The following is a 14,141-nucleotide window of genomic DNA, read 5'->3' on the forward strand; positions in this document are numbered from 1 at the left end:
CGATTCGCCGGCGACGCTCTGCGTCATTCACGCAGGCCCAGGCGGGCGGCGCGGCGTCCGAGGGTGGCCGGTGAGAGGCCGAGGCTGCGCGCCGCGCGCCGGAGGACACCCCCGCTCTCCTCGAGCGCGAGGCGGATCAGCTCCCGCTCGTGGTTCTCCAGCTGGTCCTTCAGGGAGCGCGCCTGCGTCCCCTCGCGGCCCTCGCCCCGGTTCGCGATGCGGGCGGGCAGCAGCTCCACGCCGATCACCTCGCCCGGCGGGCAGAGGAGCACGGCCCGCTCGAGCACGTTCCGCAGCTCCCGGATGTTCCCGGGCCAGGGATAGGAGAGCAGCCGCTCGAGCGCCGCCGCCGAGAGCCCCCCGACGCGGCGTCCCAGGGCGCTCTGGAAGACGTCCAGGAAGTGGAGGGCGAGCACCTCGATGTCGGTGATCCGCTCGCGGAGCGGCGGGATGTCCACCACGAAGGTGTTGAGCCGGTAGAAGAGGTCGGCGCGGAAGGTGCCCGCCGCGACCTCGGCAGCCAGGTCGCGGTTGCTCGCCGCGACGATCCGGACGTCGACCTTGTGCACCTGGGTGCCACCGATCGGGCGGACGGTGCCCGTCTCGATCACCCGCAAGAGGTTCGCCTGGAGCTTGGGGGTGGTGTTCTCGATCTCGTCGAGGAAGATCGTGCCACCGTCCGCGAGGACGAAGAGGCCGGGGTGATCGTCGATGGCGCCGGTGAAGGAGCCCTTCACGTGCCCGAAGAGCTCGCTCTCGAGGAGGGTCTCCGGGAGCGCGCCGCAGTCCTGGACGACCAGCGAGGACATGGCGCGGTCGGAGAGGTCGTGCAGGGTGCGGGCCAGCACCTCCTTGCCGGTCCCGGTCTCGCCCTGGAGCAGGACGCCCACCTTGTGAGGGGCGACGGCCCGCACCAGGCGGAGCACCTCGACCATCTGCGGGCTGCGGTGGACGACGTTCTCCTCGACCAGGGCGTCCAGCTTGCTCTCGGGGCGGGCCCGGGCCTGCTCCCGGCGGAGAGCCCGGCCCAGGGCCTGGGCGCTGCGGCGCTGCTCCGTCCGCTCGCCGAAGTCCTGGCAGCCCCGCAGGACCTCGGTCCGCAGCCGGTGCGGGCTGACCGGGGGGCGCAGGGAGCGGAAGATCTCCCCGGCGTTGAAGTGGGTGACCAGCGCCGCGGGGTTCATCCCGCCGTAGTGGATGATCCGCACCGCGAGATCGCGCAGGGGGTGGTGCTGATCGAAGCCGCCGGCGGAGCCCCCCGGGAAGGACTGCTCCACGACCGCCTCGAGGATCGCCTCGTCGCTGCCGCAGGCGATGATCACCGCGATGTCACCGCGCCCGAGCAGCTCGTGCAGCTCGCCGAGAGAGTCGGCGAAGTGGAGGGCGACCCGATCCTCGAGTGCCTCCCGGATCAGGGCTTGCTCGGCCCCGAGGGCGAAGACCGCGCAGACGTGGAAGCGGTAGTCCTGCAGGTAGCGGGAGAGCTCCACCCGGTCCGTGGGGGGGACCCAGGTGAAGCGGATGCCCAGGGAGACGGCGATGTCACCGCCCGTGGGCTCCTCGGTGTCGTGGCGCCAGGCCACCTCCCCCCGGGCGCGGATCGTGAAGCCGTACTCCGGGAGCGAGAACTCCAGCTCGAGGGACTCGCCCTCGGCGGGCAGGACCTGCCCCTCCTTGCGGCTCGCGACCAGGCCGATGCCCGAGTCACTCAGGTTCACCGACCAGCAGCCGGGCAGGGTGGGGGTGGAGATCACGGGGACGAAGAGGGGCAGGCGGGCCTGGCGTTCCTGCTCTTCGTGGGAAAGGCGTTTCATTTGTGAATCATATGTACCAAAAATGAATCATCTTCTCAACTGTCCGTGATTGCTTGCTTTTTCGAGTGAGCCTGCCCGCGGGCTCCTCCCCGGGAGGGTGGTGGTGGTAAGAACCCCACCTGTTTTCAGTGACTTGGACCTTGGCAGGGGGAATGCAGCCCCTCTCCCCCAGTGAGGAAGGGACCGTCCGTCCCCGCCCCGGTAGGACACCATGGAGCACGAACACCCCAGAACCCGGAACCCGGGCCCCGCGCAGGAGACGGCGAGCGTCGACCTCCTGGTGTTCGGCGGGGGAGCCGAGGCCTCGCTGCTGGCGGCGGCCCTGGCCGCCGAGGGCTGGTCGGTGCTCTTGCTGGAGCCCCGCGGCACCGCCTCGGCCATCTCCGCCCAGCGCCTGACCGGGCTCGCCGCGCAGACGATCCTCGAGCTCTCCCTGGGGGAGGAGATGGCCAGCCGCCGCTTTCCCCGGGCCGAGCGGCTGCAGATCTTGGGTCGAAACGCCGAGGAGTGCTTCGAGGTGCCGATGAGCTCGGCCGCCTGGCACGTGCGCAAGGCCGATCTGGAGCAGGTCCTGCTCCGGCACGCGCTCTCCCGGGGGGTGATCCACCGGCGCGGCCAGGCGCTGCGCCCGCTCACCGAGGGGAGCCGGGTCGTGGGCCTGGTGTGGGAGCCGGCCAGCGTCGGGCGCGCACCCGAACGGCAGACCCGCTGCAGCACGCTGGTGGACGCGAGCGGCAGCGAGGCCTTCCTCTCCCGGCAAGCGATCGCCGGTCCCCGCACCTTCGGTGAGGGGCAGCAGCAGGTGCAGGTGCAGGGGCTCTTCCGCGCGGACGGCGTGCAGCCCGGGGTGGCGCGCCTCTTCCACGACGGCCCCGGGCACTGGGCCAGCTGGACCCCCCTGTCGACGGAGCTCGTCGCCGTGTCGGTGGCCGTGCCCCAGGCGACCTACCAGCGCTTCGCCCGCACCCCGGCCCAGCTGCTCGCGTGGGGGCTCGAGTCGATCCACCCCGAGCTCCAGCAGGCGCTGGGGAGCGCGGCGCCCGCCGGAGACGTGGAGCTCGAGCGCCTCGTCCCCTACCGGGTGGAGCCCCGGGCGGGGGAGGGGTGGCTCTGCCTCGGCGCCGCGCACCGGAAGGGTGATCCGGTCCTGGACCTCGAGCTGCTCCTGGCGATGGCCGAGGCCTCGGATGTGGCGGCGACCCTGCGCGAGGCGCCGACCCGCCGGGTCGGGGAGCAGGTCCTCGAGGGGCTGGTCGCTCGCGCGGAGGCGGCCTGGCGCACGGCCGCCGAGCTCACGAGCTACTTCTGGCGATCGCCCGGCTTCTTCCGCCAGCTGGTGCAGGGGCGGCTGGGGTCGCACTTCCTGGATCTGCTGGAGGGGCGCAGCCTGCTGGCTCCCGAGCCGGAGGTGCTGCGAGTGGTGCGCGGGAACCTGACCGCCCGCTCCCTCGAGGGGGATCCCGACCTGCGCGCCGAGGCCATCGCCCACCGGGTGCGGACCCGCTGCTCCGGGGACCGGGAGGTCGAGGCCGCCTTCCTCGAGCTCGGGGAGAACGGGGCGCTGCTCTCCCTGATCGTCGGGGAGGGCGCGCAGGAGAACCTGCTCCACGACTTCGAGGAGTCGCTCTACGCCGAGTTCGGACGCGAGTTCCTGGTGGTTCTGCGCTGGTCCGCCGCTGAGGGCGGCGCCCTCTCCGCCCCCGACTTCCCCGGCGCCCGGCGGATCTTCGACCGGAGGGCCTCCTGATGGTCTCCCGCCGCTACGCCCTCCAGGGGATCGGTGCGGTCACCGGGCAGCACGTCCACGAGCAGGCCGCCCTGGCCCGCTCCCTGGGGGCCGACCTCGCCCCCGCGGCGCGAAACCTCGTCAAGCAGGTCTTCGAGGCTTCCGGAGTGCGAGAGCGCCACCTCGAGCTCCCCCGGGACCTCGCGGCGAAGGAGCGCGGCAGCCTCGCCGAGCTGGTCCAGGCCGGCCGCACCCTCGCCACTCGTGCGCTCTTCGAGGCCCTCGGAGAGGTCGAGCTCGATCCGCGCACCGCGCTGCTCGTCTGCACCGACGCGCCTCCCTGCCTGCATGCCGGTCTCGCGGCGCACCTCGTCGAGCAGCTGCAGCTGCCCAAGGGCGGTATCGTGCGGGAGCTGCACGAGGCCACCCTGCGCCCGGGCCTCGTCTTCGGTGCCCGCCTGCTCGAGGCGCGGCTGGCCCGTGACGTCGTGATCGTGGCCCTCTCCACCCGGGGTAGCCTGGTGCTCGGGGAGCCCCTCCCCGCCGAGGTCACCTTCGACGAGGTCCGCGAGTGCTGCGCCGCCTCGGACGGTGCCGCGGTCCTCCACCTCTCCAGCCTGGGGCGGCCCGGCGCCCTCCTCCGCTATCAGCGGCTCCGTGATCTCCCTCTCCTGCAGGCGGACGGGGCCTCGCTCTCGCCACCGGCGGCCGCGCCGCGGGGGGAGCGAGAGGGGCTGCGGCGCTGGCGTGGGGATCTGCGCCGCTGGCTGGAGGAGGACGCGGCCCGGCGGCCCACGCTGCTGGTCTCGGGCGGCATGGCGCTCCCGGCCCTCCTCGCCGAGCCGGCCGCCGCCGCCGGCTGGGGACCCTTCCTCGCCCTCTCCCGGCAGCTCTACCGGGACCGCGGTGACCTCGGCGTCACCTCGATGATCTTCGCGCTCGAGCGCGCCCTCGAGGAGGGCCTCGACTTCTCTCCCGATCTTCGCTTCGTGGCTCTCGAGCCCGGCTCACCCGCGAGCGTCGTGCTCCTCGGCGGGGTCGAGCTCGAAAAGGACGGGGCGGTCCACGCGGTGGCCGCCCGGAGGATGCAGAACCCATGAACCAATTCAGGCTCGACGAGCTGGTGATCGAGGCCCGCCCCCTCAAGATGGAGGGCAAGCTGCGAGTGGACTGGAGGGGCAAGAGCAGCGCGAGGGAGCCGACCCGGGTGCTCCTGCCCTTCTTCGAGAGCGTCGCTCGCGACGCCGCCGCGTCGAAGGCGTCGATGGAGATGCACTTCGAGGGCATCGAGCACTTCAACTCCTCGACCATCACCGCGATCATCCACCTCATCCAGCTCATGAGGAAGCAGGGCACGCCGCTGGTGCTCATCTACGATCCCGAGCAGAAGTGGCAGCGCCTCTCCTTCGAGGCCCTCCGGGTCTTCGAGAAGGGAGACGGCCTCCTGCGGATCGAGACGGTGAGCTGATGGCCTTCATCAACTTCCAGATCCAGGTACCGATCACCTCGAGCTGGTCGCACATCGAGCTGCTGCGCTCCTCGGTGCTCAACTGCCTGGCCACGATCTTCAGCGACAACGAGTTCTGTCACTCGGTGGGGATGATCACCAGCGAGCTGCTGGAGAACGCCGTCAAGTACGGGGACTGGAACTCGCTGGAGCGGGCCGAGTTCCAGCTCCACGTGGCCGGGGACGAGACCCAGGTCGAAGTCACCGTCTCGAACCCCGTGCGTGAGGGCGGCAGCGAGGTCGAGCAGCTCTTCCGGACCGTGGACTTCATCCGCTCCCAGGAGAGCGCCGAGTCGGCCTACCGGTCACGCCTCTCGGAAGTGGCCCGGGGGCAGAGCAACGGCGTGAGCCGCCTCGGGCTGGCGCGCGTCGCCTACGAGGGGCACTGCGAAGTGAAGGCCCGCATCGACGACCGCTCCATTCTCCACGTCACCGCCATCTCCACCTCTCGCAGATGAGCGCCAGCCGACAGGACGCCGGCGCGAGCGCGGGCAGGAGCGAGCGGCCGGCCAGCCTCGTCTCGAGCAGCTACACCCTGCGCCTCGACGAGGCCGAGGGCGGCTGGCTGACCTCCAGCTGGCTCGGAAGGATCGGCGATCGTCACCCCTCGGTCTCCATCCAGCCCTACCTCGAGAGCTTGATGGACCACGCCTTCGAGGGCGGCCTGGGGCTCCACTTCAGGCTCGAGGAGCTGCAGCACTTCAACTCGTCCACCATCGCGGTGCTCGTCCGGCTGATCCACCGGATCCCGGAACGCCAGGGGAAGCTCCGCATCACCTTCGACCCCGACAAGAGCTGGCAGCAGATGTGCTGCGATGTCCTCGCCCGCTTCGAGGCGAGCGTGCCGGGGCTCGAGGTCCGGGAGATCCGTTCATGAGCGACGCGCGCACCCAGAACGTTGGCTCGATGCGGCTGGCCGACGGCTACCAGCACGCCTTGAAGGCCGCGGACATCCTCTTCGGCGGCTTCATGTTCCTGATGGTGGGGCTGGCCGGGATCGGTGTCCATCAGGGCGTCGCGCCGGTCACCGACCTCATCCTCATCCTGGGCTTCCTGGTGGTGAACATCGTCGTGGGGGAGGTGGGGCGCCGCCTCGATCGTCCCTTCCTCATGGAGGGCGTTCGGGTCTGCGTGGGCGGCGGGACGGCGCTGGCCGCCTACCTGATGGTCGCCGGTCCGCTGGGTCCCTGGTGGCCCGGCTTCGTCATCCTCTCGCTCGGCGGCTCCATCGGCTTCGGCCTGCTCACCCAGAAGCCCCACGGCGGCAGGGCCGTGGTCGCCGTCTACTTCTTCGCCTACCTCTTCGCCTCGATCGCGATGCAGTCGCCCATCGACTGGTACCAGATCGGCATCGAGGGCGGCCTGATCGCCATGCTCGGCCTGATGTTCGCCGAGATCATGTCCCTGCTCGGCCAGACCCTGCAGCAGGAGCACGAGCGCAGCCTCGATCTCCAGGCCGCCCGGGACGCCCTCTTCGCCGAGGTCGAGGTCGCCCAGGCGATCCAGACCCTGCTCCTGCCCCGGGATCCGAAGATCCCCGAGCACGAGGTCGCCGGCCGGATGGTCACCGCCACCGAGGTCGGGGGCGACTACTACGACGTCATCGACACGAGCAGCGGCCGCAGCCTGGTCGCCATCGGGGACGTCTCCGGGCACGGGGTGACCTCCGGGCTGACGATGATGATGGCGCGCACGAGCCTGGTGGGAGCGGTCGAGGCCATCCCCGACGCGCCGATCCCCGTCCTCTACCGGGTGCTCAACCGCTGCATCCGCCAGAACCTGGCCCGGATGAACCTCTCCATGTACATGACCTTCGCTCTGCTCGAGCACCACGGACGAGGCCGCTTCACGGCGGTCGGCCGGCACCTGCCGCTCTACATCTACCGCCGGGCGAGCGAGGCCATCGAGGAGATCGAGCTCTCGGGAATGTGGCTGGGCATCCTCGACGATCTCGAGCCCGATCAGCTCCAGGAGACCCACTTCGAGCTCGCCCCGGGCGATCTCCTCTTCCTCTTCACCGACGGCATCGTGGAGCAGTTCGTCGGCGAGGAGATGTTCGGCTACGACCGGCTCCGGGAGCTCGTCCGCCAGCACGGCGCGGCGGGCTCCAGCCAGGTCATCGACGAGGTGCTCGGCGGCCTGCGGGCCTTCTCCTCCGAGCAGGAAGACGACGTCACCATGCTCGTGGTGACGCATACCGGTGACGTTCAGCAGGCGATGGCCCTGAGCAACGGCGCAGCGGCCTGACGATACACCCCAAGGAGGTCGACCATGAGAACCCGAGGAACTCGATACGGACTGAAGCTCGCGCACGTCGCGCCGCTCCTGCTCGGTGGGCTCCTGATCCTGCCGCTGCCCGCCCTGGCGGACGACGATGGGGCGGGGTGCCGGCCGGTCTCCGGCCGCTACACCGCCAACCCTCTACCTCCCTCGTCCTGCTTCTCGCCGGTCGGCTTCTGCACGGCCGGTACCCTCACCGGGGGGCTCCACGGGAGCTACACCTTCACGATGAGCAGCGCCCGATCCGCGGAGGAGCCCACGGCGCCGGGGATGACCTTCTACACCGGGGTGAGCCTGGTGGAGGCGCTGGGAGGCTCGCTGGTGGGGACCGACACCGGGACCGTCGATCTCTCCCCCGTGGGCACGGGCCGGCAGGCGGCGCTGATCACCCTCACCGGCGGCGCGGAAGGGCTCGAGGGAACCACCGGCTACCTGACCCTGGTCGGGGAGCTGAGCCTGATGACCGGCGAGGTGCAGGGCCGCTACAGCGGCGAGCTCTGTGGTCCCGCGATCCAGGACCGTCACAGCGGGAGGCGATGAGCAGGCTGCTCGATCTCTGGGCCCCGGCCATCCCCGCGCGGCGGCCGGTGGGATACCGGCTCCCGGCCCTGCAGGGCGCCGTGCGGGTCCTCGACTGGCGGGAGGGCCTCCGCCTCGTCCGGCTCTCGCCGGTGGATCTGACCTGCCGCTTGCCGGGGACGCTGCCCGTGGTCGCCGGTAAGCTGCACCAGGTCCAGATCGTCTTCCAGGATCGCGTCCAGGCCACGCTCCAGGGGCTGGTGACGGGGGTGCGGGTCGATCCGGAGAGCGGCCAGCAGGAGGTCGACCTGAGCTTCACGCCGCTCACCCTCGAGGCGGGGCGCCGGATCCTGGCGGGGCTGCTGGCTCACCTGGGTGACACCGGCGGGGCGCCGGAGAGCGCGCCCCCGGCCTCCGGCGGGATCACCGAGCTGATCCGCGAGGCGCGCCGCATCCGGACCCTGCTGCGGGGCCTGATCGACGAGCGGCCCCGGGGTCGGGTCGTCTCCGAGGACGGCCGGCGAGGGCAGGTCGCGCTGCTACCCCTCGCCGAGGGCGGCGGGGCGCCCCTGCGCTGGTCGGCCGACGAGGACACCCCCGAGCCCCCCTTCCAGCTGGAGCTGCAGGGCTACAACTCGATCTTTCACGTGCAGGTGAGGACGGCCCGGCGGGAGGGGGGACACTTCCTCGCGCCCTTGCCGACGATGATCGTCCGGCGCCGCAACCGCCTCCACCGGAGAGTCGAGGTCGACGCCGGCGAGGTGAGTCTGCGTCACCCGGTCTGGCCCGGGCACTCGGTCCGGGGGCGCATCGTCGATCTCTCCCACGAGGGGCTGGCCTTCGAGGCCGACCCGGTGGAGGACGTCCTCTATCCGGGCCTCGTCCTGCCCCGGCTGGAGGTGGCGCTGCCGGGGGAGCCACCGATCACCTGCTCCGCGCAGGTCCGCCACCTCCTCCCCGCCGGTGAGGCGCAGGCCGGGCGCTGTGGCCTCTGGCTCTCCCCGAGCTCGCCCGTCGATCGGGAGCGATGGATCGCCGCCCTCGCGCGGCGCCTCTACCCGGGCTCGGAGGTGGCCCGAGATCGAGCCGGTGAGCTGTGGGAGGTGTTCCGGGACTCCGGCTACTTCGGGCTCTCCGATCAGCGCGAGGCCCACTTCGTCCAGCTGCGAGAGAGCTTCACGCACTTCTGCCACAAGCTCGGCCGGGCCCCGGGGGTGGGCTACCAGGTGGTCCACCGCTTCGACGGAGTCGCCCGGGGAACCGTCACCATGGTCAAGCCCTACGCCGGCACCTGGGTGGGCTATCAGCTGGCGAGGAGGGACGTCAGCGGTGACGACGCGCGCCAGGCGCGGCGGGTGCTGCGCGAGGTCGTCCTCCATGGCTACGAGCACGCGATGACCGATCCGGGCTTCCGGTGGTTCGTCACCTGGATCCAGACCGAGGGCCGCTTCTCCCGCCTGCTGATGAACGATCTGACCCGGCGCTACACCCACGACCGGGACCGGGCCTGCCTGCTTCGCTTCCGGGCCTTCCAGGCCGCCTGTGACGAGGGCGAGCCGCGCTTCGAGGTGGGGCCGGAGGTCTCGGAGGCGACGCCCTGGGAGCTGCAGGAGCTGCTCTCGGCGCTCGCCCGGATCCGGCCGAGGCCCTACCTCGAGGCCCACGACCTGGTCGCCGGCCGACTCGAGCTCGGGGAGGCGTCGGCCCGCTGGGGCGCCGCGAGGCTTCAGCGCGAGCGGGCGATCCTGATCGCTCGTCGGCAAGGCCTCCCCCGGGCGGCGGCGGTGCTCGAGGTGGTCGAGGCCGGCGCTCACCTCTTCGGGCTCTTCGATCTGGTGCGCCTCTTTCCTCTCATCGAAGGGGGCGAGCGACACTTCCAGGAGCTGCTCCAGGCGGCCCGGGACTGGTATCGGATCCGGGGGAAGCACCGCTTCACCTACTTCTGCGAGACCCGGGAGACCGCCCACGCCACCGAGCTCGGGATGAAGGATCTGGGGGAGGCCGATCTCACGGTCCTCTCGGCCGAGCTGATGCCCGAGCAGCTGGAGCACGCCTGGGAGGTCACCTTCAGCCCACCCCTGGAGGTGAAGCCATGACCCCGCTCCCCCCACTGCGCGACGCTCCGGCAGAGCCCCGCCCTGGCGCGTGGGCGCCGCTCCGCTTCCCGGCCGACGAGCCGGCGGCGGTCGCCGAGGTGGAGCGCCTCATCGCCGAGCGGCGGGCGATCTTCGTCCACGACACCCTCGATCTGCAGCTCGCCGAGCTGGTCGACTCCCGCACCCCGGGGCACAAGCTCCAGGGCGCGGAGCTCGCTCGAGCGGTGGACGCCTTCCTCGAGGGGCGCCCCTCGGTGAGCTACGGCAACTGGTTCTACTACCCCTGGTCCGGCCGCCTGATCCGGGTGCTCCCCGAGGGGCCCTTCCGGTGGCTGCGGAGCAACCGGAACCGCAACAAGATCACCGAGCCCGAGCAGGCCTCTCTCCGCCTTCGCACCCTCGGGATCGTGGGGCTCTCCGTGGGGAGCGCCACGGCGATGACCCTCGCCATGGAGGGGGTCGGGGGGACCCTGCGCCTGGCCGACTTCGACTCCCTCGATCTGGGCAACCTGAACCGCCTCCGGGCGCCCCTGCACGCCCTCGGTGAGAACAAGGCGGTGATCGCCGCCCGGCAGATCGCCGAGCTCGATCCCTACCTGCGGGTGGAGGTCTTCGCCGAGGGCGTGACCGAGGCGAACCTCGAGCGCTTCCTGCTCGGCGACGGAGCCGAGGGCTGGCCGCGGCTGGATCTGCTGATCGAGGAGTGCGACGACCTCTACCTGAAGGTGGCTCTGCGCGAGCGCGCCCGGGCGGCGCAGATCCCGGTGGTGATGGAGACCTCCGACCGGGGGCTGGTCGACATCGAGCGCTTCGATCTCGAGCCGGAGCGGCCGCTGCTCCACGGGCTGGTCGGCGACCTGAAGGCCGAGTCGCTCCGCGGCCTGACGACCTACGAGAAGGTCCCGATCGTCCTGCAGCTGTTGGGCGAGGACGCGGTCTCACCGCGCCTGGCCGCCTCGATGGTCGAGATCGACAGCACCCTGAAGACCTGGCCCCAGCTGGCCTCGGCGGTCTCCCTCGGCGCGGCGCTGGGCACCGACGTGGCGAGGCGCATCCTGCTCGACCAGCTGCGCATCTCCGGCCGCTTCTACGTCGATCTCGAGCAGGCCATCCCGGACTCGCCGGGCGAGGCCGGGGCGCCTGCCTCGCGACCCGCAGAGCGCGAGGGGGCCGACGCCGCGCCCGCGCGCACTCCCGGGCCGCCGCGGGTCGAGAGCCGGGGAGACCTCGGGTCGATCCGGTCGCTGGTGGCCTTGGCGGTGCTGGCCCCCTCGGGGGGCAACTGTCAGCCCTGGCGCTTCAGCTGGAACGGCGAGCGGCTGCGCTGCCACCACGACCGCGCGCGCTCGGCCTCCTTCCTCGACTGGGAGGACAAGGCGGCGCACCTCGCCCTCGGCGCCGCGGTGGAGAACATGATCCTGGGGGCCGGCGCGCTCGGCCTCGCGCTGAGGGCGGAGCCCTTCCCCCTTCCCGGGGACGCCGCCGTGGTCTGCGACCTCTGGCCCACGGCCTCGCCGGGGGGCCCCGTCGACGACCCCCTGGCCGCCGCCATCCCCCTGCGCTGCACCAACCGCCGCCTCGGTCCACGAGCGCCCCTCGAGCCGCGGCTGCGAGACGCTCTCTCGTCCGCCGCCGGCGCGCTCGGGGTCGAGCTCTCCCTCGTGGAGGAGCCCGCCACGCTCGAGCGCCTGGGGCGGCTGCTCGGGAGGGGGGACCGCATCCGCTTCCTGAACGAGCAGATGCACCGCGAGATGATGAGCGAGATCCGGTGGAGCGAGGAGGAGGCCCGCCGCACCGGCGACGGCATGGACGTCGCCACCCTGGAGCTGACGCCCACCGATCTGGCCGGCATGAAGCTCACCCGCGGCTGGCGGGTGATGGAGCTGGTGGGCCGGGTGGGGGGCGGGCGAGCGCTGGAGAAGCCGAGCCGCAAGGCGCTCGCGGCGGCGAGCGCGGCCGGCCTCGTCCGGCTGCCCGGGCGAGGGCCCGGGGAGGCCTTCCTCGGGGGGCGGGCCATGCAGCGGGTCTGGCTGGCGGCCACCGCGGCGGGCTGGGCCTTCCAGCCGATGACCGCGATCACCTACCTCTTCGAGCGGCTCATCGACGGAGGAGAGGGGCTCTCCCGCACGGAGCGCGCCGAGCTCGAGCAGCTCTGGCTGGAGCACCAGGAGATCTTCGGCACCGGCCCCGGGGAGACCCAGGCGATGCTCTTCCGTCTGGCCCGGGCCGAGCCTCCCACCGAGCGCGCGCTGCGGCGCCCGGTGGAGGAGGTCTTCTCGATCGAGTAGCGGGCGCTTACCGGCGGCCCGGCCGGTCGTACTTGGCGTCCCGCTGCTCGATGATGACCCGCTGCACGTCGAGGGGGTTCTCCGGCGCGTTGTCCGCGAACCAGTCGACGAGGCGGTTGTAGTTCTTCTCCATCTTCTTGCGGATGAGCTTCTCGGTGGGCAGGCAGCGGGCGGCGTAGGCCTTGTTCTCCTGCTGCTCGAGGCGGTCGAGCTGCGCGTTGGCCTGCTTCACCTCGTGGATGTACTTGGCGTTGTCCTTCTTCTTGTTCGCCGCCCGGTACTTCGGCGCGAACTGCTTGTAGAGGGCGTCCTTGCACTGCGCGAGCTTGCGGGCCTGGGCGTCGTGGGAGCCGTCGAGGCCCCAGCAGCCCTTGAAGGCCCAGGCGTTGCCGAAGGTGCGGGCGGCGGGGGCCACCGAGCTGATGCTCTTCCACTGCACGCGGCTGTCGCCGCCGTTGAGGGTCTTCACGGTGAGCCACATGTCGTCGTCGCTGCTGCGCATGAGCGGCTCGTTGCCCGCGTAGACGGGGGCGCCCGGCACCGGCCGGGTCCAGTACTGGAACTTGTGCTCGGGGCTGCAGGGATCGGGCGCCGAGACGCCCATCCGGGTGGCGATGGCCATGGGGAAGTCGGCCCGCTTCCACTTCACCAGCGTCCAGTGGATCGAGTTCTTGGTGCCGGCGAAGGTGAGGCTGCCGGCGCGGGTGGCCTTCAGCGCCTTGTTGGCGCAGAAGCCGGAGATGCGGCCGACCGGGCTCTTCCAGAGGCCGAAGCCGAGGCCGTGGGTGGGCAGGGTGTACTTCCAGTCGAGGTCGGTCTTCTCCGACCCGCTGTCGGTCTTCCACTTGCCGAGCATCGCGTAGCACTCGCCCTCGGCGGCCGGGATGGAGACCGTCATCTGCTTGCCGACGGTGTCGCCGCTCTTCACGTGCTCGGCGCCCATGGCCGCCGCGATGGCCGCGCCGTCGCCGGTGAGCCAGGCGTTGTAGACCCGCACGTACCAGAGGTGCTCGCCGTACCAGGCCTGGGCGGTGGGCTTGAAGCCGTTGACCGTCGCCAGCACGCCCTCGAAGTCGGCGATCTGCTTGTCGTCGATCGGGGCCTCCTTCTTCTGCATGATGCCGTCCCAGTACTTCAGGGTCTTGTCGAGCCAGTCGAGCTGCTGGCTCTGGGCCTGCATCTCGGCGGAGCTGGCGGCCTTCGCGGCCTTCAGGGCCCCGGACTCGGCCAGCTGCTGGTTGCGGGTGAAGGCGGCGGCGGCCTGCTCGGACATCCACTGGGCGTCGCGCTGGGTCCAGTCGGCGGCGCCCGCCAGGTAGGCGTCGGTGGCGGCCTTCAGCTGCTGGAGGGCGGCGTCCTCGACGACCTTGCCCGAGTCGTGGGCCATCTTCACCGGCTCGTAGGCCTGGCAGACCGGCAGCTGGAGCTTGCCCTGCTGCACCTTGGCGTCGAACTCGGCCCAGTAGCGCTCCACGTTCTGCCAGGCGTCGAGCTTCATCAGCTTCTCGTCGATCTTCGCCGAGAGCTCCTGGTGGATCTGCAGCGCCTCGGCGAAGCGGGCGCCCTTGGACTCGCAGCCCTCGCGCCAGGAGCTGGCGACCTTGTTCGAGCCCTCCTGGGAGCGGCGGTTCACCTCCGAGAGGGTCTCCCGCTGCTCCTTGGAGGGCTTGCGGGGATCGAAGGAGCCGAGGTCGACCTTGCTCGAGCCGCCGCCGAGCTTGATGCCGAACTGGGCGGAGGCCGCGCCGGGCAGGAGGAGGGTGAGCGCCAGGGTGCAGGGGACGAGCGAGGCGAGGAGGCGGTTCATGGGATCTCCGGAGAGGAGCGGGGGGAGCAGGGGTGAGCCGGGGTTTTGTCCGCCAGGGCACGGAGAGGGTCAAGTGAGCGGGATCACTTGCGGCAGGGATCCCG

At 71.5% G+C, this 14,141-nt stretch carries 11 protein-coding genes; 9 read left to right on the forward strand and 2 right to left on the reverse strand.

The genetic code is table 11. From position 1 onward, the window contains the following. Positions 1-23: 23 nt before the first annotated feature. On the reverse strand, positions 24-1,814 hold the full coding sequence (locus P1V51_02970; GenBank protein MDF1561976.1) for a sigma 54-interacting transcriptional regulator: 1,791 nt from the start codon (positions 1,812-1,814) through the stop codon (positions 24-26). A gap of 211 nt (positions 1,815-2,025) precedes the next feature. Here P1V51_02970 and P1V51_02975 point away from each other — a divergent pair, with 211 nt between their 5' ends. From P1V51_02975 to P1V51_03015, 9 genes are read left to right on the forward strand one after another with little or no spacing between them, the layout of a single operon-like run. After that, the gene (locus P1V51_02975) at positions 2,026-3,561 is read left to right on the forward strand and encodes a hypothetical protein (GenBank protein ID MDF1561977.1); all 1,536 of its coding nucleotides are present in this window, start codon (positions 2,026-2,028) and stop codon (positions 3,559-3,561) included. After that, positions 3,561-4,640: a hypothetical protein gene (locus P1V51_02980; protein ID MDF1561978.1), complete on the forward strand. Its 1,080-nt coding sequence runs from the start codon at positions 3,561-3,563 to the stop codon at positions 4,638-4,640. Before P1V51_02975 ends, P1V51_02980 begins: the two co-directional genes overlap by 1 nt. Next, positions 4,637-5,008 carry a hypothetical protein gene (locus P1V51_02985; GenBank protein ID MDF1561979.1) on the forward strand — a complete coding sequence of 124 codons (372 nt, stop codon included), beginning with the start codon at positions 4,637-4,639 and terminating at the stop codon, positions 5,006-5,008. The genes P1V51_02980 and P1V51_02985 overlap by 4 nt, the downstream gene beginning before the upstream one ends. Then, positions 5,008-5,505 (forward strand): hypothetical protein, encoded by a 498-nt coding sequence (locus tag P1V51_02990; protein ID MDF1561980.1) that lies wholly within the window; start codon positions 5,008-5,010, stop codon positions 5,503-5,505. Before P1V51_02985 ends, P1V51_02990 begins: the two co-directional genes overlap by 1 nt. After that, positions 5,502-5,924, forward strand: a complete 423-nt coding sequence (locus P1V51_02995) for a hypothetical protein (protein MDF1561981.1) — start codon at positions 5,502-5,504, stop codon at positions 5,922-5,924. Before P1V51_02990 ends, P1V51_02995 begins: the two co-directional genes overlap by 4 nt. Beyond that, positions 5,921-7,294 carry a SpoIIE family protein phosphatase gene (locus P1V51_03000; GenBank protein ID MDF1561982.1) on the forward strand — a complete coding sequence of 458 codons (1,374 nt, stop codon included), beginning with the start codon at positions 5,921-5,923 and terminating at the stop codon, positions 7,292-7,294. Before P1V51_02995 ends, P1V51_03000 begins: the two co-directional genes overlap by 4 nt. Before the next feature lie 24 nt (positions 7,295-7,318). Continuing rightward, positions 7,319-7,867: a hypothetical protein gene (locus P1V51_03005; GenBank protein ID MDF1561983.1), complete on the forward strand. Its 549-nt coding sequence runs from the start codon at positions 7,319-7,321 to the stop codon at positions 7,865-7,867. Next, positions 7,864-9,942, forward strand: a complete 2,079-nt coding sequence (locus P1V51_03010; protein ID MDF1561984.1) for a hypothetical protein — start codon at positions 7,864-7,866, stop codon at positions 9,940-9,942. The genes P1V51_03005 and P1V51_03010 overlap by 4 nt, the downstream gene beginning before the upstream one ends. Continuing rightward, positions 9,939-12,230 (forward strand): Rv1355c family protein, encoded by a 2,292-nt coding sequence (locus P1V51_03015; GenBank protein MDF1561985.1) that lies wholly within the window; start codon positions 9,939-9,941, stop codon positions 12,228-12,230. Before P1V51_03010 ends, P1V51_03015 begins: the two co-directional genes overlap by 4 nt. A gap of 7 nt (positions 12,231-12,237) precedes the next feature. Here the strand turns inward: P1V51_03015 and P1V51_03020 are convergent, their stop codons facing one another. After that, positions 12,238-14,037, reverse strand: coding sequence for a hypothetical protein (locus tag P1V51_03020; GenBank protein ID MDF1561986.1), 1,800 nt, complete (start codon positions 14,035-14,037; stop codon positions 12,238-12,240). Between the last annotated feature and the right edge of the window lie 104 nt (positions 14,038-14,141).

It is taken from the genome of Deltaproteobacteria bacterium, assembly GCA_029210625.1.
In the GTDB taxonomy this organism is placed as follows: domain Bacteria; phylum Myxococcota; class Myxococcia; order SLRQ01; family SLRQ01; genus JARGFU01.